The organism is Mycobacterium sp. C31M (assembly GCF_053345865.1).
This window is the reverse complement of sequence record NZ_JBKFAX010000004.1, coordinates 314,729-335,468: the sequence shown is the minus strand read 5'-3', so window position 1 is coordinate 335,468 and position 20,740 is coordinate 314,729. Positions and strand designations below refer to the sequence as shown.

The following is a 20,740-nucleotide window of genomic DNA, read 5'->3' as shown; positions in this document are numbered from 1 at the left end:
TGCGCGATCGGGATAGGCGATGATCGAACAATGACAGAAGCCGAGACATCACCAGCCGAGTGGACGACGGATTCGCACGACTCGGCTCCCGATGCCCCGCCGGCGGCCTCATTCGATGCCGTCGACGACGCGCTTCCCGAGGATCGTTATCTCAACCGCGAGCTGAGCTGGCTGGATTTCAACGCTCGCGTGCTGGCACTGGCTGCCGACACGTCATTGCCGCTGCTGGAGCGAGCCAAGTTCCTCGCCATCTTCTCGTCGAACCTGGACGAGTTCTACATGGTGCGGGTGGCCGGCCTGAAACGCCGCGACGAGATGGGCCTGTCGGTGCGCTCGGCCGACGGCCTGTCCCCGCGCGAGCAGCTGCGCCGCATCGGTGAGCGCACCCAGCAGATCGCCAGCCGGCACGCCCAGGTGTTCCTCGAGTCGGTGCGACCGGCGTTGGCCGAGAAGGGCATCCTGATCGTCAGCTGGGCCGACCTCGGCGAGGACGAGCGCGATGGGCTGTCCAAGTATTTCCACGAGCAGGTCTTCCCGGTGCTCACCCCGCTGGCGGTGGACCCCGCGCACCCGTTCCCGTTCGTCAGCGGGCTGAGCCTGAACCTGGCCATCACGGTGCGCCAACCCGATGACGGTACCCAGCACTTCGCCCGAATCAAGGTGCCCGACAACGTCGACCGCTTCGTCGAGTTGCCACGCCGCGAAGCGCAGGACGGTACCCCCGGCCCGGTGCGCTTCCTGCCGTTGGAAGAACTGATCGGTGCGTTCCTGTCGGTCCTGTTCCCCGGTCTGGAGATCGTGGAGCAGCACGCCTTCCGGATCACCCGCAACGCGGACTTCGAGGTGGCCGAGGATCGCGACGAGGATCTGCTGCAGGCGTTGGAGCGTGAACTGGCCCGCCGGCGCTTCGGTTCTCCGGTGCGTCTCGAGGTCGCCGACGACATGACCGAGAACATGCTCGAGTTGCTGTTGCGCGAACTCGATGTCAATCCCGGTGATGTCATCGAGGTACCGGGACTGCTGGACCTTTCGTCACTGTGGCAGATCTACGGTGTCGACCGGCCCGACCTCAAGGATCGCCCGTTCGTGCCCGCCACCCCGGCGGCATTCGGTGAACGCGAAACCCCCAAGAGCATCTTCGCGACGCTGCGCGACGGGGACGTGCTGGTGCACCATCCCTACGATTCGTTCTCGACCACCGTGCAGCGGTTCATCGAACAAGCAGCCGCCGACCCGAACGTGCTGGCCATCAAGCAGACTCTGTACCGCACGTCCGGTGACTCACCGATCGTCAACGCGCTGATCGACGCCGCCGAGGCCGGCAAGCAGGTCGTCGCACTGGTGGAGATCAAGGCGCGCTTCGACGAACAGGCGAACATCAAGTGGGCGCGCGCGCTGGAGCAGGCCGGGGTGCACGTCGTGTACGGGCTCATCGGTCTGAAGACGCATTGCAAGACCGCGCTGGTGGTGCGCCGCGAGGGATCGGCGATCCGGCGCTACTGCCACATCGGCACGGGTAACTACAACCCCAAAACCGCCCGCCTGTATGAAGATGTGGGCCTGCTGACCGCGGCCCCCGAGATCGGCGCCGATCTGACCGACCTGTTCAATTCACTGACCGGGTATTCGCGCAAGGTGTCCTACCGCAATCTGTTGGTAGCGCCGCACAGCGTCCGCAAGGGCATCATCAACCGCATCGAGCAGGAGACGGCGGCCCACCTGGAGACCGGGCAGGGCCGGATCCGGTTGAAGGCCAACGCGCTGGTCGACGAGCAGGTGATCGATGCGCTCTACCGTGCCTCGCAGGCCGGAGTGCGAGTCGAGGTCGTGGTCCGGGGAATCTGTGCACTGCGCCCCGGTCAACCGGGACTGTCCGAGAACATCGTCGTGCGTTCGATTCTGGGGCGGTTCCTGGAACACTCGCGAATTATTCACTTCCGCGCCATCAACGAGTTCTGGATCGGCAGTGCCGACATGATGCATCGTAATCTGGACCGTCGCGTCGAGGTGATGGCACAGGTCAAGGATCCGAGACTGACCACGCAGTTGGACGAGATGTTCGAGTCCACCATGGATCCGGCGACCCGCTGCTGGGAGCTTCAGCCCGACGGTCGGTGGACCGCGCTGCCGCTGCCGGGCCAGACGGTGCGCGACCACCAGGTCGAGCTCATGGCCAGGCATCGCGCACCGTGATCCGCCAGACGTGTCCGCTGACAGTATCGAGGAGCTGATGTGTCGGACACCCAGACCCGACGCAAGGTAAAGACAATTCACGCGGCGGGTGCGGTGTTGTGGCGGGATCAGGCGGGGCGCACCGAAGTTGCCGTGGTGCACCGGCCCCGCTATGACGACTGGTCACTGCCCAAGGGCAAGGTCGATCCCGGCGAGACACATCCGGTCACCGCTGTTCGTGAGCTGAGCGAGGAGACCGGATTCGCCAGTCGGTTGGGCCGACGGCTGTGTGTCGTCACCTATCCCGTCGGTGAGACCACCAAGCGGGTCGTCTACTGGGCTGCACGTACGGTCGACGGTGAATTCCACGCGGCCGACGAGGTCGATGAGCTGCGCTGGCTGCCGGTCGACGAGGCCATGAAAAAGGTGCACTATCCGGCGGACCGGAAGGTGCTGCGACGCTTCACCAAAGCACCGTACGACACCGAAACCCTGCTGATCGTCCGGCATGCCCGCGCCGGGTCCCGGGCCAAGTACAAGGGTGAGGACCGTAAACGGCCGCTCGACAAGCACGGCCGGGCACAGGCCGAATCGCTGGTCGGTCAGCTACTGGCGTTCGGGGCCACCCACGTCCACGCCGCCCCCCGGGTGCGGTGCGAGCAGACCGTCGAACCGCTGGCGCAGGAACTCGGGGTGCCGATCGAGGTCGAGCCGACCCTCACCGAAGAGGCCTACGCCGAAGATCGTAAGGCCGCCCGGCACCGCATCCTGGATATCGCGGGAGCCGGTGGGGTTCCGGTGATCTGCACGCAGGGCGCGGTCATCCCCGATCTGATCAGCTGGTGGTGCGACCGCGGCGGGGTCCGCCCCGACAAGTCACGTAACCGCAAGGCCAGCACGTGGGTGCTGTCCTCGGATTCCAACGGGCCGATTGCCGCCGACCATATCGGCAGTCCGCTGGCGATACTGGACTGACACGCAAAAACACCCCAAACCGGGCGGTTTGGGGTGTTTTTGGGTAGATCGACTAGCGACGACCGCGCTTGACCGGAGCCTTTTTGGCCGGGGCCTTCTTGGCCGGAGCCTTGGCGACGACCTTCTTGGCCGGTGCGGCCTTCTTGGCGGCCGGAGCCTTCTTCGCCGGTGCGGCCTTCTTGGCAGCCGGAGCCTTCTTCGCCGGTGCGGCCTTCTTGGCAGCCGGAGCCTTCTTCGCCGGTGCGGCCTTCTTGGCAGCCGGAGCTGCCTTCTTGACGACGGCCTTCTTCGCCGGAGCCGCCTTCTTGGCAGCCGGCGCGGCCTTCTTCACCGCAGCGCGCTTGGCCGGAGCGGCCTTCTTCGCGGCGGTGCGCTTGGCCGGGGCGGCCGCGACACCACGCTTGACGGCCGGGCCGTCAGCCGGGAGGCGCTGCGCGCCAGAGACAACCGCCTTGAACTGCGCGCCCGGACGGAAGGCCGGAACCGACGTCGGCTTGACCTTGACCGTCTCACCGGTGCGCGGGTTGCGAGCGACACGGGCAGCGCGACGACGCTGCTCGAAGACGCCGAAGCCGGTGATGGTGACGCTCTCGCCCTTGTGCACGGCACGCACGATCGTATCGACGATGTTCTCAACCGCGGCAGTAGCCTGTCGACGATCGGTGCCCAACTTGGTTGTGAGTGCGTCGATGAGCTCTGCTTTGTTCATGCAAACCCTCCGAAGTCCAGTGGTCCACCTTGGACCGACTAGAGGACACGGTAAACCTATTTGCTGCATATTTCCAAGAGCCACGCGCAGTTTCAGTCGTAGCTGAGAGATATTTCGGCAATCTGGTTGGCCCACATAGGTAGTGGTACCCGCGTCCGAGAATGCGGTTGCCGGGCCATATTTGGGGCTCCGAAGGGCCCGAATTCAGGCCGGCAGAGTGGTCGGTTTGAAGCTCGGACGAGCCTGCTCATAGGCCGCGATTTCATCCTGTTTCCGCAGCGTAAGGCCTATATCGTCGAGCCCCTCGAGCAGCCGCCAGGCGGTGTAGTCATCAATGTTGAACGGCACCACGACCGTTCCGGCGGTGATGGTTCGATCTTGAAGATTCACAGTGATTTCCAAGCCCGGATTCTGCTCGATCAGCTTCCAGAGAAGTTCGACATCATCGTGAGCGACTTCGGCGGCCAGCAGACCCGCTTTTCCGGCGTTCCCCCGGAAGATATCGGCGAATCGGGGCGAGATGACGACCCGGAATCCGTAATCCATGAGCGCCCAGACGGCATGCTCGCGGGAGGATCCGGTCCCGAAGTCCGGTCCGGCGACCAATACCGAACCCTTGTCGAAGGGCGCCAGATTCAAAATGAAGGACGGATCGTTGCGCCAGGCGGCGAACAGACCGTCCTCGAAACCCGTTCGGGTGACCCGCTTCAAATACACCGCCGGGATGATCTGGTCGGTGTCCACATTGGACCGTCGCAGCGGGACGCCGATGCCCTTGTGGGTGTGGAATGCCTGCATGTCCTAGTACTCCTTGAAAGTTCGACGTCTAGTGGGCGGCGACGGTGGCCAGGTCTGCCGGTGAGGACAGCGTGCCCCGGACCGCGGTGGCGGCGGCCACCGCAGGCGAAACCAGATGGGTCCGACCGCCCTTGCCCTGCCTGCCCTCGAAATTCCGGTTCGATGTCGAAGCGCAGCGCTCGCCGGGGGAAAGTGTGTCCGGATTCATACCGAGGCACATTGAGCAACCGGCCTGCCGCCACTCGGCGCCCGCGGCGGTGAAGATCGCACCCAGGCCTTCGGATTCGGCCTGGGCCCGCACCCGCATGGAACCGGGCACGATGAGCATGCGGATCCCCTCGGCCAACGTGCGGCCGTCCAGGATCTCGGCGACGACGCGCAGATCCTCGATACGGCCGTTGGTGCACGACCCGACGAACACCGTGTCCACCGGGATATCCCGCATCGGCGTACCGGCCTGAAGGTCCATATAGGTCAAGGCTTTCTCGGCTGCCTGGCGCTCGTCATCGCTGTGCATCAGCTCCGGGTCCGGGACGGTGGCCGACAGCGGCACACCTTGTCCGGGGTTGGTGCCCCAGGTGACGAAGGGGCTCAGTTCCGCCGCGTCCAGGTACACCTCGGTGTCGAATTCGGCTCCCTCGTCGGTGCGCAACTGGCTCCAGGCCGCGACCGCGGCGTCCCAATCCTCCCCCGTAGGCGCATGCGGGCGACCCTTGAGGAACTCGTATGTCGTCTCGTCCGGGGCGACCATGCCCGCCCGCGCACCGGCTTCGATGCTCATGTTGCAGATCGTCATCCGGCCTTCCATCGACAAGGATTCGATGGCACTGCCCCGGTATTCGATGACGTGGCCCTGCCCGCCACCGGTACCGATCTTCGCGATCACCGCCAGGATGATGTCCTTGGCACTGACCCCGTCGGGCAGCTCACCGTCGACGTTGACCGCCATGGTCTTGAACGGTTTGAGCGCCAAAGTCTGGGTGGCCATGACGTGTTCGACCTCGGAGGTGCCGATTCCCATGGCGATCGAGCCGAAAGCGCCATGCGTCGAGGTGTGACTGTCACCGCACACCACCGTCATACCGGGCTGGGTGAGGCCGAGCTGCGGACCGATGATGTGCACGATGCCCTGCTCGGCATCGCCCATCGGGTGCAATCGGATCCCGAATTCTTCGCAGTTGCGGCGCAGTGTCTCGACCTGTGTCCGCGAAACCGGGTCGGCGATCGGCTTGTCGATGTCGACGGTCGGGACATTGTGGTCCTCGGTCGCGATGGTGAGATCGGGGCGGCGCACGGGGCGGCCGGCCAGTCGCAGACCATCGAAGGCCTGCGGACTGGTGACCTCGTGCACCAGATGCAGATCGATGTAGATGAGGTCGGGCTCCTTGGCCGCTCCTTCACCGGCGCCGCGGGACACGACGTGGTCGTCCCATACCTTCTCGGCCAAAGTGCGTGGCTTGGGCTGCTCCATGGGCTTCTCTATTCGACTCGGGCGTCCTGCCGTGACGGGCTGGCTATCTCACAATGCGGAACGCTAGTATCTCCCTGTGAGACAGGATAGCGGTATCGGCGTCCTCGACAAAGCGGTGGGCGTGCTGCATACGGTGGCCGAGTCCCCGTGCGGGCTGGCCGAACTGTGCGAGCGCACGGGCCTGCCCCGAGCCACCGCGCATCGGTTGGCCGCCGGCCTCGAGGTGCACCGACTGCTGGCCCGCGACGGCGAGGGGCGGTGGCGACTGGGGCCGGCCCTCACCGAATTGGCCGGTCAGGTCAACGATCCGCTGCTGGCCGCCGGCGCAGTGGTACTGCCGCGGCTGCGCGAACTCACCGGTGAAAGTGTGCAGCTCTACCGGCGCGAGGGTACATCGCGGGTGTGCGTGGCAGCGTTGGAGCCGCCGGTCGGATTGCGCGACACCGTGCCCGTCGGGACCCGGCTTCCGATGACCGCAGGCTCGGGCGCCAAAGTTCTGTTGGCCTACAGCGATCAGGCGACCCAGCAGGCGGTCCTACCGGCGGCCAAGTTCACCGAGCGGACACTGGCCGAGGTGCGCAAGCGTGGCTGGGCGCAGAGTGCGGCCGAACGCGAGACCGGTGTCGCCAGTGTGTCCGCACCGGTGCGCGACGGGCGCGGAGCCGTCATCGCCGCGGTGTCGGTGTCCGGCCCGATCGATCGGATGGGTCGACGGCCGGGGGCGCGCTGGGCCGCCGATCTGTTGGCCGCCGCCGAAGCCCTCACCCGCCGCCTATAGCAAACTGTCCACGCGCCCCTTATCCTCATGACGGCTGGGGCACATCGATGCCGGCCGGAGGTGTCGATCACGGGTTCTCAATCAGCGCAATGGCAGGCCACCGCGCGAATGTTGCGGCGGTCGGGTTTCGGCGCGTCCGGACGCGACGTCGATGCGGCGGTGGTTCAAGATCGCAGCGCTTACCTCGACGGGGTCCTCGGCGCAGACCCGGCCGCCGACCCCGGTGCGATCGCGACCCCGATGGCGTCCTACGCCACCCCCGCGTTGCCGACCAGCGAAGCCGCCACCGGCCCCTTTGTCAGCACCATGCTGTCCCAGATGCAGGACCTGTCCGGCTGGTGGATCCGACGGATGGTGGCCGTGCGCCAACCGATCCACGAGAAGCTGACATTCGTCTGGCACAACCACTTCGCCACCTCGGTGGAGAAGGTGGTGGCCGCGGAGTTCATGGCGGCCCAGAACCAGACGCTGCGCCGGCATGCCCTCGGCGACTTCCGCGACCTGGCCTACGCCATGCTCACCGACTCCGCGATGCTGCGCTGGCTCGACGGGCTGGGCAACACCAAGGAGGCGCCGAACGAGAATCTCTCCCGCGAATTCATGGAACTCTTCGCCCTCGGTCACGACAACGGCTACACCGAAAGCGACGTGCGCGAGGGGGCGCGGGCACTCACCGGCCGCGTCGACACGCTGGGTAACGGGACACTGCTGGTGGCAGCCCAGCACGACGGCGGCACCAAAACCGTGCTCGGAGTGACCGGCCCGCTCGGGGACCGCGAGTTCTGCGACATCGTGCTCGCACATCCCGCCTCGGCACGTTTCGTCAGTTCGAAGTTGTGGCGGCTGTTGGCAACAGATGCCGACCCGGGCGCAGCCACCTCGGACCGACTCGTGGCCGCCTACGGCCCGAACCGGGATCTGAAGGCGTTGACCAAGGCTATTTTTCTCGATCCGGACTTCATCGCCGGCACCGGCACCGCGGTTGTCACGCCGGTGGAGTGGCTGATCGGCATGCTGCGCTCGCTGTCGGTACCGCTCGACGGCCCGAAGACGCTGACCGCCTGCGACGTCGTGCTCAAGGTGATGGGCCAGCGCCCGTTCGCTCCGCCCGATGTCGACGGTTGGCCGCAGGGCCGGGTGTGGCTGTCCAATACTGCTGCGGCGGCACGGGTCTGGGCAGCAGACAACTTCGTGCCTCTCGGCGATGCATCGCTGGTCCAGGATGCCGCCATGGGCGATCGCGTCGACGCGGCGGGCTACCTACTGGGTATCGGAGCCTGGTCGGACACCACGGCCGCGGCGCTGTCCTCGCTGGCCGGCAACCCGGATCGATTGATCACGGCTGCCGTCAACACGCCCGAATACCTGACGGTCTAGTGGAGTTGGAGGCGAAGACAATCACCGACATCAATCGCCGGAGGTTTCTGATCGCAAGTGCCGGCGCGGCAGGCCTGGCTGCGGCGGCAGGAGCGGCGGTCACGCTGCCCCAGTTGTTCGAGCGCGCACAGGACCAGCCCCTGCCCGTCGATACCGGCATCCTGGTGATCCTCACGCTCTACGGCGGCAACGACGGTCTCAATACCGTAATCCCATACACCGACAACGCATACTACGACGCACGCCCCGACCTGGCGTTCAGGCCGGGCTCGGTGCTCGATCTCGACGGGACCGTCGGACTGAACCCTGCGCTGACCGGTCTGGCCGCATCCTGGGACGCGGGCAACATGGCCATCATCCGCGGCGTCGGGTACCCGCGACAGGACCGAAGTCACTTCCGATCCATGGACATCTGGCAGACCGCCTCCCCTGACGATCCGACCGCATCGGGATGGATCGGGCGCTGGCTGGACACCACAGGCGACGACCCGTTGCGGGCAGTCAACATCGGCACTGTGTTGCCGCCGTTGGCCATCGGCGAAAAGCGCACCGCAGCCGGGCTTTCGGCGACGATCCCGAAGATGCCTGCCGACATCTCCGCAGCGCTGGAAGCGCTGAGCGCGCCGGACCCGCTCGACACCCCGGCTATGGCCGCGGTCCGCGACGACTACCGGGCCTATCGCGTGACCGATGACACTTTCCGGAATTTCACCGACAGTCCACTGCCGCCGACCGCTGCGACCGATCTCGGCAAGCAACTCGCCGACGATCTGGAGTTGGTGGCCCAATGTGTCCGCGCCGGTGTCCCCACCAAGGTGTACATGGTCTCACTCGGCGGTTTCGACACCCATGCCAACGAGCGCGGTGACCAACAGCGACTGCTCGCCGCCGTCGATGCCGCCTTGACGCCGTTCTTGAAGCAGATGCGCAACAACGCCTACGGCCGGCGGGTGGTCACGATGATCTATTCGGAATTCGGCCGGCGGGTGGCCGCCAACACCACCCAGGGCACCGACCACGGCACCTCGGGTCCGGTCCTGATCGTCGGCGAGCCCGTCCGCGGCGGGTTCTACGGCGACGCCCCGAGCCTGACCGACCTACAGGACGGCGATCTGAAGACCACAACCGATTTTCGAGACGTCTATCACGAGCTGCTCGACAAGACGTTGGGCGCCGACCCGGAGCCGTCGATCGGGCCCGGCCGTCGGAACATCGGATTCCTGTGATCGGTTCAGACCACCGGACAAAAAAGTCCCAGGATTTCTCCTGGGACTTTTGTTTGTACCCCCGATGGGATTCGAACCCACGCTACCGCCGTGAGAGGGCGGCGTCCTAGGCCGCTAGACGACGGGGGCTAGAACTTGTTCCGGACGGTCAGCATAGCTCAGGAGCTTCTACTGGCCTAATCGCCGGGACAGCTGGGGTACCAGGACTCGAACCTAGAATGAGGGAATCAGAATCCCTAGTGTTGCCAATTACACCATACCCCATTTGGTGCTCATCGCTGCAGCTCAGAGCACCTTTCGGACCATTTCCCACCGGTGAGGATCACTCTCTGGTGGTTACCGGGCCGACGAGAAGACTACCAAAGATTTCGGACCACTTTTCACACCCGGTCTCTGGCCGCCGCCAGCCGCGCCAGACTGCGGTCCCGACCGAGCAGTTCCATCGACTCGAACAGTGGCGGGCTCACCGTCGCACCGGTGACGGCCACCCGCAGCGGACCGAAGGCCTTGCGCGGTTTGAGCTCCAGTCCGTCCAGCAGTGCCGCCTTGAGCGCTTCCTCGATCCCGGCGGTCGTCCACTCCCCCAGCCCCTGCAACGCCGTCAGCGACGCATCCAGCACGGCGGCCGCTTCGGGCTTGAGCTCCTTGGCGGCGGACTTCTCGTCGATGGCGAAGCCGGCATCGTCGAAGAACTTCAGCAGATCCCAGGCGTCGCCGAGCACGACGATGCGGGTCTGCACCAGGGCGGCCGCTTCGGCGAACCCGGCGTCGTCCAGGCCGGTGTCATGTCCGTGAGCTGCCAGGAAGTTCTTCAGTCGGACCGTGAAATCGGCAGGCTCGAGCATCCGGATGTGCTCGGCGTTGATGGCGTCGGCCTTCTTCTGGTCGAACCGGGCCGGATTCGAGTTGACGTCGGCGACATCGAAGGCGGCCACCATCTCGTCCAGGCTGAACAGGTCGTGATCGTCGGCGATGCCCCAGCCCAGCAGTGCCAGATAGTTCAGCAGGCCCTCGGGGATGAAGCCGCGGTCGCGGTGCAGGAACAGGTTCGACTGCGGATCACGCTTGGACAGCTTCTTGTTGCCGTCACCGAGAACACTTGGCAGGTGCGCGAACTCGGGGATGAAGTCGGTGACCCCGATGCGGATCAAAGCCTGGTAGAGCGCCAGTTGCCGCGGCGTCGAGGGCAACAGGTCCTCACCGCGTAGCACGTGGGTGACCTTCATCAGCGCATCATCGACCGGATTGACCAAGGTGTACAACGGATCACCGCTGGCTCGCGTGATCGCGAAATCGGGCACCACGCCCGCGGCGAAGGTGGTCTCGCCCCGCACCAGGTCGGTCCACGACAGATCCGCATCGGGCATCCGCAGCCGCAGAACGGGCTTGCGCCCCTGCGTTTCGAACTCGGCGCGCTGGGCGTCGGTGAGTTCGCGGTCGTAATTGTCGTAGCCGAGCTTGGGATTGCGGCCGGCCGCCAGGTGCCGGGCCTCCACCTCCTCGGGGGTGGAGTAGGCCGGGTAGACCTCGCCGGCGTCGAGTAATTTCGCGATCACCTCACGGTAGATCTCGGAGCGTTCGGACTGCCGATACGGCCCGTACGGCCCGCCGACCTCCGGACCCTCGTCCCAGTCCAACCCGAGCCAGCGCAGCGCGTCGAGGATGGCGTCGTAACTCTCCTGGCTGTCGCGAGCAGCGTCGGTGTCCTCGATCCGGAAGACGAAGGTGCCGCCGGTGTGTCGCGCGTAGGCCCAGTTGAACAGCGCGGTACGGACCAGGCCGACATGCGGAGTGCCGGTGGGCGACGGGCAGAAACGTACCCGGACGTTCTCTTGGGTCATGCCTCGACTCCCACTCGCTCCGGTCCTCGCACGATCCTCACTCGCGCTCATCTCGGGGGTCATCTACTTTCCCTTTCGCACAACGGGATTGGTGAGCGTGCCGATACCTTCGACGGTGATGCTGACGGTGTCACCGTCTTCGATCGGGCCGACGCCCTCAGGCGTACCGGTCAGGATCAGATCGCCGGGCAGCAATGTCATCACCGCCGATACCCATTCGACGATCGCGCCGACGTCATGCAGCAGCAGCGCAGTGTTGCTGTCCTGTCGCAGCTGTCCGTTGACCTCGGTACGGATGTCCAGATCGCTCGGGTCGACCGCGGTTTCGATCCACGGCCCGACCGGGCAGAAAGTGTCATGCCCCTTCGCCCGCATCCACTGACCATCCTTGGCCTGCTGGTCGCGTGCCGAGACATCGTTGGCGATGGTGTAGCCGAGGATGTACTCGGCGGCCTTGGCGGCCGGAACATCCTTGCAGGGCCGCTCGATGACGATGACGAGCTCACCCTCGTGATGCACCGGATTGGCGTCGGCGGGCAGCGTGATGGCCACATTGGGGCCGATGATCGCGGTGTTGGGCTTGAGGAAGATCACCGGATCCTCGGGCGCCTCGCTACCCATCTCGCGGGCGTGGGCGGCATAGTTCTTGCCCATCGCGACCACCTTGGACGCCAGGATCGGTGCCAGCAGCCGGACATCGGCCAGCGGCCAGCTGCGCCCGGTGAAGGTGGGATTGCGCGAGAGGTACTGCTCGGCGATCTCGCGGCATACGGCACTGGCTGTCGAGTCGCCTTCGATGACCACGAAGGCGACCCCGTCTGGACTGGCAATTCGACCGAGGCGCATGGCTCCAGCCTAGTTAGCCGCCGACACCGCCCGTGCGCGGGACCGGCCTCTGTCGAGCGTCTCATATATTGGTACCAAGATTCAATATATTGAGATCGCCGTGGCAACATGGGCAGCATGGACCGCTCGATCAGCACCGCCCGCCGCTGGTCGATGCTGGTCATCGCGCTGACCGCGACCACATGCGCCAACGTGTTCATCAACGGAGCGGCGTTTCTGATTCCTACCCTGCACCGCGATCGTGGCCTCGATCTGGCTGCGGCAGGCCTGCTCTCGGCGATGCCCAGCTTCGGAATGGTGGTGACGCTGATCGCATGGGGTTGGCTGGTCGATCGGGTGGGCGAACGCTTCGTACTCACCGTGGGATCGGCACTGACCGCGGCCTTCGCCTTCGGCGCCGCCGCGGTCAACTCACTGTGGGCGGTCGGGGCGTTCCTGTTACTGGGCGGCATGGCCGCCGCGAGCAGCAACTCCGCCAGCGGCCGGGTGGTCGTCGGCTGGTTCCCGCCCGAGCAACGCGGCCTGGCGATGGGTATCCGACAGACCGCGACACCGCTGGGCGTGGGCATCGGAGCCCTGGTGATCCCACGGGTGGCCGAGAGCCACGGCATCGCCACCGCACTGCTGTTCCCCGCCATCGTCTGCGCGGCGTCGGCAGTGATCTGTGCGGCCGGCGTGCTCGACCCACCCCGCCCCCCGCGGGCCGAGGCGCCACCGGCACATCTGGCCAATCCGTACCGGGGTTCGTCGGTTCTGGTGCGCATTCATGCGGTTTCGGTGCTGCTGGTCATCCCGCAGGGTTTCGTGTGGACCTTCATGCTCGTGTGGCTGATGACCGACCGCGACTGGTCGGCGGCATCGGCGGGTGCACTGGTGACCTTCGCTCAGGTGCTCGGCGCCGGCGGCCGCATCGCCGCCGGCCGATGGTCGGATGTGATCGGATCCCGGTTGCGGCCCATCCGCTATATCGCCGCGGCAGCATCGGCAACGCTGGCCCTGCTCGCGCTCACCGATGCCCTGGACTCCCCGGTGAGTATCGCTTTGATGGTCATCGCCTCGGTGGTGACGGTGTCGGACAACGGTCTGGCATTCACCGCCATCGCCGAGATCGCCGGACCATTCTGGAGCGGCCGTGCGCTGGGCACCCAGAACACCAGCCAGCACCTCGCGACCGCCGTGGCCTCACCGCTGTTCGGCGCGCTGATCGGTGTTGTGGGTTACCCATTGGCATTTGCGGTGTGCGCACTGTTCCCCATCGCGGCATACCCACTGGTACCGGCCGACCCGGACGCCAGCACTGCCGCGCGCGCGTGAAATAGCACATCTACGAACAACTTTCAGACCCACGGTGTTGTGTCCACCATCACGCGGGTACGGCTTGTCGACGCGCAGAACGGCACGCACAATTGAGTCGTACATTGGAATTATTCCAGATTAAGGAGTGCTCGATGCCGTTGCTGACGATCGGCGACCAGTTCCCCGCTTACGACCTGACTGCCGTGATCGGCGGCGACCTGACCAAGGTCGACGCCAAGCAGCCCGATGACTACTTCACCCGCGTCACGAGTGCCGACCATGACGGCAAGTGGCGGATCGTGTTCTTCTGGCCCAAGGACTTCACCTTCGTCTGCCCCACCGAGATCGCCGCGTTCGGCAAGCTCAACGACGAGTTCGAAGACCGTGATGCCAAGGTACTCGGCGTCTCCGTGGACAACGAGTTCGTGCACTTCCAGTGGCGTGCACAGCATGACGAGCTCAAAAAGCTGCCGTTCCCGATGGTCTCGGACCTCAAGCGCGAACTCGCCGTGGCCACCGGCGTTCTCAACGCCGACGGTGTCGCCGACCGCGCGACCTTCATCGTCGACCCGAACAACGAGATCCAGTTCGTGTCCGTCACCGCGGGCTCGGTGGGCCGCAACGTCGATGAGGTGCTGCGCGTGCTCGACGCCCTGCAGTCCGACGAACTGTGTGCATGCAACTGGCGCAAGGGCGATCCCACAATCGACGCCGGCGAGCTGCTGGCCGAGGCGGTCTGATCATGTCCGTCGACAACATCAAGGACGCGCTGCCCGAGTACGCCAAGGATCTCAAGCTGAATCTGGGCACAATCGTGCGCACCACCGAGCTCAACGAGCAGCAGCTGTGGGGCGCATTGGTTGCGACGGCCGCGGCTACCAGATCGCAGCGGGTGCTCCGTGAGATCAGCGAGGACGCGCTGGACACCCTGTCCGAGGATGCCTACAACGCGGCCCTGGGCGCGGCGGCCATCATGGGCATGAACAACGTGTTCTACCGCACCAAGGGTCAGCTCGACGGTCGTTATGACGACCTGCGCGCCGGTCTGCGGATGAACATCATCGGCAATCCCGGTGTGGCGAAGGAGGATTTCGAGCTGTGGTCGCTGGCCGTGTCGGCGATCAACGGCTGCGGGCACTGCCTGGCCGCCCATGAGACCGTGCTCCGCGATGCCGGGGTGGAACGCACCGCGATCTTCGAAGCCATCCGACTGGCATCGATCGTATCCGGTGTGGCCCAGGCGCTCTCGACGGTGGACGCACTGGCCGGCGTTTCCTAGCCTTCTCGCGAGCAGACGCAAACTTGCGCTTTTAAGCCTTTTCGTGCAAGTTTGCGCCTGCTCGTCAGGGCTGCGCGGCCATATCTCCGGTCGCCGGCTCCCCCTCTGCCAGTCCGTAGCGCAGATACACCGTGCCCGTCGGGCACACCGCGGGCGGATCGAGCAGTGTGAGATTGGTCGGGATCACGCCGTCGTCGAACACCTTCTTTCCGACGCCGAGCATGATCGGGTGCAGCCAGAGGTCGATCCGGTCGAACAGTTTCTCCCGCAACAGCGTCTGCACCAGGTTGAGACTGCCGACCACCTTGATCTTCTCGTGCCGGTCCCGGATCTCGCGCACGGCCGCACCGAGATCGGGACCGAGCTGCGTCGACCCCGCCCAGGACAGGTCTGGCCTGCCGCGCGAGGCCACGTACTTCGGGATGCGGTTGAACATCGCCCCGAATTCGTCGTCCTGCTGCGGCCAATGGGCCGCGAAGATGTCATAGGTGCGCCGGCCGAGCAGCAGCGCATCGGTGCCGTCGTAGGCGGCAGCCACCTGCGCACCTGCGGTCTCATTGACCAGCGGTGCCTGCCATCCGCCGAAGCCGAACCCGATCGGGTCCTCGTCGGGGCCGCCGGGCGCCTGCCCGACCAGATCCAGCGTCGCGAACAATTCGATGTCGATGAGTCCCATGCCAGTTAGACCTCGCATGGTGGGCTGATTCATCGCGATATCCGCGTGCCGCCGACCAGCGATTTCAGCAAATCAGTTGTTCTGGCCGAGCTTCGGGCAGCCAGCGGCTTACCACAAGTGATAACCGCAGGTAGCGGCCGGTGTCCGCACAGCCCGCCCACTCGAATTGAGGTAAGCCTAATCTAACTGCTATGGTGCCCGGCAAGAGTTGCACAGGTAACTCACAGCGTTTTGTACAGCGAGTTCCCAGATAGAAGGCAGGGCCGGTGGCGGTTGCAGTAGGTGCCGCACGCGGTGGGCAGCCCGATCCCCACGCACCATCGGCCCGGCACCGCCGCGCCGACATTCAGGGTCTGCGGGCCGTCGCGGTACTGGTGGTCATCCTCGACCATGCCGGGGTGCCGGGATTCCCCGGTGGATTCATCGGGGTCGACGTCTTCTTCGTGATCTCCGGTTACGTCATCACCCGGATGCTCCTGCACAAGTCCACCCGATCCCCCAGTGCATGGTTCCTCGACTTCTATGCCAAGCGAGCACGTCGGATCGTCCCCGCGGCGACCTTGGTCATCGCCCTCACGGTCATCGCGACCTTCGAGTTGACGAACTTCCTGCGCGGAGCCCGGGTGCTTCCGGACGCCACGGCGTCATCGTTGTTCCTCGCGAACTTCCACTTCATCGCCACCGGTACCGATTACGCCCGCCTCGGCAGCGATCCCTCTCCACTACAGCACTATTGGTCGCTGGCCGTCGAGGAGCAGTTCTACCTGGTGTGGCCCCTGCTGGTGCTGATGGCCATCGCAGTCGCGGCCCGCTCACAGCGAGCCACGTTGCGCCACCTGCTGTTCGGGCTGCTTGTGGTGATCGTGGTTGCCAGCTACCTGCTTTCGATCACCGTGACGGCCACAAACGGGGTCGAGGCATTCTTCTCTCCTCTCACCCGAGCGTGGGAACTGGCGATCGGCGCCCTGATCGCCGTGGCGCAACCGTGGTTGGCCGCGACGATATCGGCGCAGTCACGGGTGGCCGGCGCCCTGGTGTGGTGCGGTGTCGGCGCGACCGCCTGGTCGGTGCTGTCACTCGACGACACCAGCCGCTTCCCGGGCTGGATCGCCGCAATCCCGGTGCTGGGCGCCGCATTCATCCTCATCGGCGGCATGCACGAACAGCGCACCGTGCCCACCGCCATCTTGAGCAGTCGGGTGTTCACGTACGTCGGCGATATCTCGTACTCGCTCTACTTGGTGCATTGGCCGATCCTGACCATCACTGCCGCCCGCATCGGCGACGACTTCTCGTGGCCGGTTCTGGTGCTGCTGATCGGCGCCACCTTCGCGTCAGCGGCGGCGATGTATCACGGTTTCGAGAATCCCATCCGTCGGTCGCGCATCCTCGCGGCGCGTCCGTGGCTCAGTCTGGCGATCATCCCGGTCAGCATCGCCATCGTGTTCGCGGTCGCCGCCTTCGAGCGTTACCGCTGGGCGCTGCCGGTCCCCCTTGTACAGCAGTTGTTCTGAGAGTTCTGCGAAAGGATCGTGTGCATGGCGATGTTGTCGAGCGCCAAAATGATTGCGGGCATGGCTTTGTGCGCCGCATTGATGGCATCCGGGTGTCAGGCGCAATCTGATCGGCCCGCCCTCGGCGGGCTACCGGAGCCGGCAGCGACAGGCTCGGCACCCAGCGCGGTACCGCAAACCGAAGTCCTGGCAGCGGTGCAGGCCGCCGCCGGCGCGCGCGATCTCCCCGCGAACATCACCAATGACCAACTGCTGGCCGCCAGCGGCGACTACGCCGACCAATGGTCGCTGGAGGATTGTGACCCACCGCTGCAGCAGAGCCGACTCGACGACCTCGGACCGTGCACCGTCGGCGACAAGGACGGCGAACGCACCATGGTGCTGATCGGTGATTCGGCTGCCTCGATGTGGCACGGCGCGCTGGATCTGATCGGCAAGCGCAACGGGTGGCGGGTGATTGTGCTGGCCAAGAGCAATTGCGGCCCCGCCACATTGAACTACTACCAGTACCAGCTCGAGCGGCCCTACACCGAATGTGATGAATGGCAGGACTGGCGAATGCAGGTCATCGGTCAGGAGAAGGCCGAGATCGTGCTGATGACCGGCTTTTTCGACGGTGGCAATCAGGGCCCCGGCAAGGAGACGACCCCGGAGATCTGGCGCGACGCCCTGGTGCAGACCATCAACGAATTGCCACCGGGTACAAAGACGTTCACCATCGGCAACATCCCGCGCCCGTCACAAAGTCCGTCGGAGTGTGTCGCGAACAACCCGAGCGATCTCACCAAGTGTGCGGAACCGGCGGCTGAGGTGCTACCGGCTCAGGGCCCCTGGGCCGAGGCCGCGGAGCTCACCGGGCAGACCTATGTCGACATCGATCCCTGGTTCTGCGCCGACGTCTGCCCCGCGGTGATCGCCGATCAACTGGTGTATTCCGGCCTCTACCACGTCACGACACCGTACGCGCAGTACCTGTCGGGATCGATCGAGGAGGTCATGGCGCCGGCGCTGAACGCACCGCGCTGACCGTCCGCCCGCGAGCAGTCGCGAAGGGCCCCATTCCCGGCGGAAATGGGGCCCTTTGCGCGTGCTCTAGAGGAGCGACAGGATCCGGTCGCCGACCGCGCTGGTGGACTGCTTGGCATCCCCACGGGTCGCCAGATGCTCACCGACAGCCTTGTCGACACGTGCCGTCGCTTCGGTCTCACCGACATGGCCGAGCAGCAACGCCACGCTCATCACCGCGGCGGTCGGGTCGGCGATACCTTGCCCGGCGATATCGGGCGCGCTGCCGTGCACCGGCTCGAACATCGACGGATTGGTGCGCGTGGCATCGATATTGCCGCTCGCAGCCAGGCCGATGCCACCGCACACCGCGGCCGACAGGTCAGTGATGATGTCGCCGAACAGGTTGTCGGTGACGATGACGTCGAAGCGGCCCGGGTCGGTGACCATATGGATGGTGGCGGCGTCGATGTGCTGGTAGGCCACCTCGACGTCGGGGTACTCGGCACCCACTTCGGCGACCACCCGCGACCACAAGCTGCCCGCGAAGGTCAGCACATTGGTCTTGTGAACCAGCGTCAGATGCTTGCGGCGGGACTTCGCCCGGGCGAAGGCATCGCGCACCACCCGCTCGACACCGAAGGCGGTGTTGACGCTGACCTCGGTGGCCACCTCGTGCGGTGTCCCCACACGAAGCGCGCCGCCATTGCCGGTGTAGGGCCCCTCGGTACCCTCACGCACCACCACGAAGTCGATACCGGTGACACCCGAAAGCGGGCTGGCCACACCGGGATAGAGCCGGCCCGGCCGCAGGTTGACGTGATGGTCGAGCGCAAAGCGCAACTTGAGCAGCATGCCGCGTTCCAAGACACCGCTGGGCACCGAGGGATCCCCGATGGCGCCCAACAGGATCGCGTCGTACCCGCGAAGTTCCTCGATGGTCTCGTCGGTGAGCAGTTCTCCGGTCGCGTGATAGCGCCGGGCACCGAGGTCGTACTCGGTGCGCTCGACCCCGGGCAGCACGGCGTCGAGCACCCGCAGCGCCTGGTCGATGACCTCGGGACCGATGCCGTCACCGGCAATGACAGCTAGTTTCATGACAGATCGACCACTTCCAGGGTGGTGGCACCGACCGCCGAGGCAATCGCGGTGCGCACATCCTCGGGCACATCGGTATCCAGGCGGAGCATGACCGTCGCGCTCTCGCCGGTGGCATCCTGGCTCATCTGCGCGGCCAGGATGTTGACGTCGGCGCCGCCGAGCAGCGTGCCGATCTTGCCCAGCGCACCGGGCTGATCGGTGTAGTTGACGACCAGGTTGTAGCCCTCTGCCCGCAGATCCAGGTTGCGGCCGTTGATCTGGACGATCTTCTGGACCTGCTGCGGCCCCGACAGGGTGCCCGCCACATTGAGCGCGCCGCCGTCGGCGAACACCGCGCGGACATCGACCACGCTGCGGTGGTTGGGACTCTCGCTGGCAGTGCTGATCTCGGCCGTCACGCCACGATCCTTGGCCAGGGTCGGTGCATTGACGAAGGTGACCTGCTCGTCGACGACGGCGGAGAACAGGCCGCGCAGCGCCGACAGTCGCAGGATCTCGACGTCCTCGGAAGCCAGCTCGCCGCGCACCTGCACCGACAGCGACACCACCGGCGCCTCGGCCAGCGAACCGACCAGCAGACCCAGCTTGCGCACCAGTTCAAGCCACGGCGCGACTTCTTCACCGACCGCTCCGCCGCCGACGTTGACGGCGTCCGGCACGAACTCGCCGGCCAGCGCCAACTTCACACTGGCAGCCACGTCGGTGCCTGCGCGGTCCTGGGCCTCGGCGGTGGAGGCGCCCAGGTGCGGGGTGACCACGACCTGCGGCAGGTCGAACAGCGGGCTGTCTGTGCACGGTTCGGTGGAGAACACGTCCAGACCGGCGGCCCGCACCTGACCGCTGTTGATCGCGTCGGCCAGCGCCTGCTCGTCGATCAGGCCGCCGCGGGCGGCGTTGACGATGATGACGCCGGGCTTGGTCTTGGCCAGCGCCTCGGCGTTGATCAGCCCCGCGGTCTCCTTGGTCTTGGGCAGGTGCACCGAGATGAAATCGGCGCGGCCCAGCAGTTCGTCCAGGCTGACCAGTTCGATGCCGATCTGGGCAGCCCGTGCCGTCGACACATACGGGTCGTAGGCGATGACGTGGGTGCCGAAGGCGGCCAGCCGCGCCGCGACCAGCTGGCCGATGCGGCCCAGGCCGACCACGCCGACAGTCTTGCCGTAGATCTCGGTGCCGGAGAACGACGAGCGCTTCCAGGTGCGCTCGCGCAGCGTCGCGTCGGCGGCCGGGACCTGACGGGCCGCGGACAGCAGCAGCGCCATCGCGTGCTCGGCGGCGCTGTGGATGTTGGAGGTCGGCGCGTTGACCACCAGCACGCCGCGGGCGGTGGCGGCATCGACGTCCACGTTGTCCAGGCCGACGCCGGCGCGGGCGACGATCTTGAGCTTGGGCGCGGCGGCGATGACCTCGGCGTCGACGGTGGTGGCCGACCGCACCAGCAGGGCGTCGGCATCGGCGACGGCTTCCAGCAGCTTCGGGCGGTCCGGGCCGTCGACCCAGCGGACCTCGACCTGGTCGCCGAGTGCGGCGACGGTCGAGGCGGCGAGTTTGTCGGCGATCAGTACAACGGGGAGACTCACGGCGCTACAGCCTAGTGTGTGCCGATCTCGGCACCACAGTCACGTGCTGTCAGCACCGAAACGAGCAGACACTTCCACCGATGTTGTCTACTGGAC

Annotated in this window: 18 protein-coding genes and 2 tRNA genes; 10 read left to right on the top strand and 10 right to left on the bottom strand. The window is 65.9% G+C overall.

Annotated features, from left to right (window positions below; translation table 11 throughout):
- Positions 1–30: 30 nt before the first annotated feature.
- Both ACLBYA_RS08710 and mutT1 read left to right on the top strand, forming a co-directional pair.
- Complete coding sequence (locus tag ACLBYA_RS08710; protein WP_447708977.1) at positions 31–2,193, top strand: RNA degradosome polyphosphate kinase; 2,163 nt, start codon at positions 31–33, stop codon at positions 2,191–2,193.
- A 39-nt stretch (positions 2,194–2,232) separates the two neighbouring features.
- Complete coding sequence (gene mutT1, locus ACLBYA_RS08705; RefSeq protein ID WP_447708976.1) at positions 2,233–3,147, top strand: 8-oxo-(d)GTP phosphatase MutT1; 915 nt, start codon at positions 2,233–2,235, stop codon at positions 3,145–3,147.
- Between the two features lie 52 nt (positions 3,148–3,199).
- On the opposite strand, the gene ACLBYA_RS08700 is transcribed toward mutT1, so the two are convergent.
- From ACLBYA_RS08700 to leuC, 3 genes are all read right to left on the bottom strand, one after another.
- Positions 3,200–3,856: an HU family DNA-binding protein gene (locus ACLBYA_RS08700; protein WP_447708975.1), complete on the bottom strand. Its 657-nt coding sequence runs from the start codon at positions 3,854–3,856 to the stop codon at positions 3,200–3,202.
- Between the two features lie 204 nt (positions 3,857–4,060).
- On the bottom strand, positions 4,061–4,654 hold the full coding sequence (gene leuD, locus ACLBYA_RS08695) for a 3-isopropylmalate dehydratase small subunit (RefSeq protein WP_447708974.1): 594 nt from the start codon (positions 4,652–4,654) through the stop codon (positions 4,061–4,063).
- 28 nt (positions 4,655–4,682) lie between these two features.
- Positions 4,683–6,125 carry a 3-isopropylmalate dehydratase large subunit gene (leuC, locus tag ACLBYA_RS08690; RefSeq protein ID WP_447708973.1) on the bottom strand — a complete coding sequence of 481 codons (1,443 nt, stop codon included), beginning with the start codon at positions 6,123–6,125 and terminating at the stop codon, positions 4,683–4,685.
- 76 nt (positions 6,126–6,201) lie between these two features.
- Between leuC and ACLBYA_RS08685 the strand changes: the two genes are divergently transcribed.
- The 3 genes from ACLBYA_RS08685 to ACLBYA_RS08675 all read left to right on the top strand — a co-directional run bounded on the left by ACLBYA_RS08685 (position 6,202) and on the right by ACLBYA_RS08675 (position 9,506).
- A complete protein-coding gene (locus tag ACLBYA_RS08685) occupies positions 6,202–6,903 on the top strand; it encodes an IclR family transcriptional regulator (protein WP_447708972.1) in 702 nt (233 codons plus the stop codon).
- A 108-nt stretch (positions 6,904–7,011) separates the two neighbouring features.
- The gene (locus tag ACLBYA_RS08680) at positions 7,012–8,280 is read left to right on the top strand and encodes a DUF1800 domain-containing protein (protein WP_447708971.1); all 1,269 of its coding nucleotides are present in this window, start codon (positions 7,012–7,014) and stop codon (positions 8,278–8,280) included.
- Between the two features lie 20 nt (positions 8,281–8,300).
- The gene (locus ACLBYA_RS08675; RefSeq protein ID WP_447709079.1) at positions 8,301–9,506 is read left to right on the top strand and encodes a DUF1501 domain-containing protein; all 1,206 of its coding nucleotides are present in this window, start codon (positions 8,301–8,303) and stop codon (positions 9,504–9,506) included.
- Positions 9,507–9,562: 56 nt separating this feature from the next.
- Here the strand turns inward: ACLBYA_RS08675 and ACLBYA_RS08670 are convergent.
- The 4 genes from ACLBYA_RS08670 to ACLBYA_RS08655 all read right to left on the bottom strand — a co-directional run bounded on the left by ACLBYA_RS08670 (position 9,563) and on the right by ACLBYA_RS08655 (position 12,193).
- Positions 9,563–9,635, bottom strand: a tRNA-Glu gene (locus ACLBYA_RS08670).
- A gap of 63 nt (positions 9,636–9,698) precedes the next feature.
- Positions 9,699–9,770, bottom strand: a tRNA-Gln gene (locus tag ACLBYA_RS08665).
- Positions 9,771–9,886: 116 nt separating this feature from the next.
- Positions 9,887–11,347, bottom strand: coding sequence for a glutamate--tRNA ligase (gene gltX / locus ACLBYA_RS08660; protein ID WP_447708970.1), 1,461 nt, complete (start codon positions 11,345–11,347; stop codon positions 9,887–9,889).
- Positions 11,348–11,410: 63 nt separating this feature from the next.
- Positions 11,411–12,193 carry a fumarylacetoacetate hydrolase family protein gene (locus ACLBYA_RS08655; RefSeq protein WP_447708969.1) on the bottom strand — a complete coding sequence of 261 codons (783 nt, stop codon included), beginning with the start codon at positions 12,191–12,193 and terminating at the stop codon, positions 11,411–11,413.
- A gap of 117 nt (positions 12,194–12,310) precedes the next feature.
- On the opposite strand from ACLBYA_RS08655, the gene ACLBYA_RS08650 reads away from it, so the two are divergent.
- The 3 genes from ACLBYA_RS08650 (at position 12,311) to ahpD (ending at position 14,768) form a co-directional block, all read left to right on the top strand.
- Positions 12,311–13,507: an MFS transporter gene (locus ACLBYA_RS08650; RefSeq protein ID WP_447708968.1), complete on the top strand. Its 1,197-nt coding sequence runs from the start codon at positions 12,311–12,313 to the stop codon at positions 13,505–13,507.
- A 134-nt stretch (positions 13,508–13,641) separates the two neighbouring features.
- The gene (locus ACLBYA_RS08645; protein ID WP_447708967.1) at positions 13,642–14,229 is read left to right on the top strand and encodes a peroxiredoxin; all 588 of its coding nucleotides are present in this window, start codon (positions 13,642–13,644) and stop codon (positions 14,227–14,229) included.
- 2 nt (positions 14,230–14,231) lie between these two features.
- Positions 14,232–14,768, top strand: a complete 537-nt coding sequence (gene ahpD / locus ACLBYA_RS08640) for an alkyl hydroperoxide reductase AhpD (RefSeq protein WP_447708966.1) — start codon at positions 14,232–14,234, stop codon at positions 14,766–14,768.
- Positions 14,769–14,832: 64 nt separating this feature from the next.
- Here ahpD and ACLBYA_RS08635 read toward each other — a convergent pair whose 3' ends face one another.
- The gene (locus tag ACLBYA_RS08635; protein ID WP_447708965.1) at positions 14,833–15,444 is read right to left on the bottom strand and encodes a dihydrofolate reductase family protein; all 612 of its coding nucleotides are present in this window, start codon (positions 15,442–15,444) and stop codon (positions 14,833–14,835) included.
- A 266-nt stretch (positions 15,445–15,710) separates the two neighbouring features.
- Here ACLBYA_RS08635 and ACLBYA_RS08630 point away from each other — a divergent pair, with 266 nt between their 5' ends.
- Both ACLBYA_RS08630 and ACLBYA_RS08625 read left to right on the top strand, forming a co-directional pair.
- Positions 15,711–16,958: an acyltransferase family protein gene (locus ACLBYA_RS08630; RefSeq protein ID WP_447708964.1), complete on the top strand. Its 1,248-nt coding sequence runs from the start codon at positions 15,711–15,713 to the stop codon at positions 16,956–16,958.
- A 60-nt stretch (positions 16,959–17,018) separates the two neighbouring features.
- Positions 17,019–17,984 (top strand): SGNH hydrolase domain-containing protein, encoded by a 966-nt coding sequence (locus ACLBYA_RS08625; protein ID WP_447708963.1) that lies wholly within the window; start codon positions 17,019–17,021, stop codon positions 17,982–17,984.
- A 66-nt stretch (positions 17,985–18,050) separates the two neighbouring features.
- Here the strand turns inward: ACLBYA_RS08625 and ACLBYA_RS08620 are convergent, their stop codons facing one another.
- Positions 18,051–19,061, bottom strand: coding sequence for a 3-isopropylmalate dehydrogenase (locus ACLBYA_RS08620; RefSeq protein ID WP_447708962.1), 1,011 nt, complete (start codon positions 19,059–19,061; stop codon positions 18,051–18,053).
- Positions 19,058–20,644 (bottom strand): phosphoglycerate dehydrogenase, encoded by a 1,587-nt coding sequence (gene serA, locus ACLBYA_RS08615; protein WP_447708961.1) that lies wholly within the window; start codon positions 20,642–20,644, stop codon positions 19,058–19,060. Before serA ends, ACLBYA_RS08620 begins: the two co-directional genes overlap by 4 nt.
- Between the last annotated feature and the right edge of the window lie 96 nt (positions 20,645–20,740).

What these genes read in the sequence shown, in the direction of transcription:
- ACLBYA_RS08655 (WP_447708969.1), bottom strand. Translation starts at nt 12,193, where the DNA reads ATGCGCCTCGGTCGAATTGCCAGTCCAGACGGGGTCGCCTTCGTGGTC.
- ahpD (WP_447708966.1), top strand. Translation starts at nt 14,232, where the DNA reads ATGTCCGTCGACAACATCAAGGACGCGCTGCCCGAGTACGCCAAGGAT.
- ACLBYA_RS08620 (WP_447708962.1), bottom strand. Translation starts at nt 19,061, where the DNA reads ATGAAACTAGCTGTCATTGCCGGTGACGGCATCGGTCCCGAGGTCATC.
- ACLBYA_RS08700 (WP_447708975.1), bottom strand. Translation starts at nt 3,856, where the DNA reads ATGAACAAAGCAGAGCTCATCGACGCACTCACAACCAAGTTGGGCACC.
- leuC (WP_447708973.1), bottom strand. Translation starts at nt 6,125, where the DNA reads ATGGAGCAGCCCAAGCCACGCACTTTGGCCGAGAAGGTATGGGACGAC.
- ACLBYA_RS08650 (WP_447708968.1), top strand. Translation starts at nt 12,311, where the DNA reads ATGGACCGCTCGATCAGCACCGCCCGCCGCTGGTCGATGCTGGTCATC.
- gltX (WP_447708970.1), bottom strand. Translation starts at nt 11,347, where the DNA reads ATGACCCAAGAGAACGTCCGGGTACGTTTCTGCCCGTCGCCCACCGGC.
- ACLBYA_RS08625 (WP_447708963.1), top strand. Translation starts at nt 17,019, where the DNA reads ATGGCTTTGTGCGCCGCATTGATGGCATCCGGGTGTCAGGCGCAATCT.
- ACLBYA_RS08680 (WP_447708971.1), top strand. Translation starts at nt 7,012, where the DNA reads ATGTTGCGGCGGTCGGGTTTCGGCGCGTCCGGACGCGACGTCGATGCG.
- leuD (WP_447708974.1), bottom strand. Translation starts at nt 4,654, where the DNA reads ATGCAGGCATTCCACACCCACAAGGGCATCGGCGTCCCGCTGCGACGG.
- ACLBYA_RS08710 (WP_447708977.1), top strand. Translation starts at nt 31, where the DNA reads ATGACAGAAGCCGAGACATCACCAGCCGAGTGGACGACGGATTCGCAC.
- ACLBYA_RS08645 (WP_447708967.1), top strand. Translation starts at nt 13,642, where the DNA reads ATGCCGTTGCTGACGATCGGCGACCAGTTCCCCGCTTACGACCTGACT.
- ACLBYA_RS08635 (WP_447708965.1), bottom strand. Translation starts at nt 15,444, where the DNA reads ATGGGACTCATCGACATCGAATTGTTCGCGACGCTGGATCTGGTCGGG.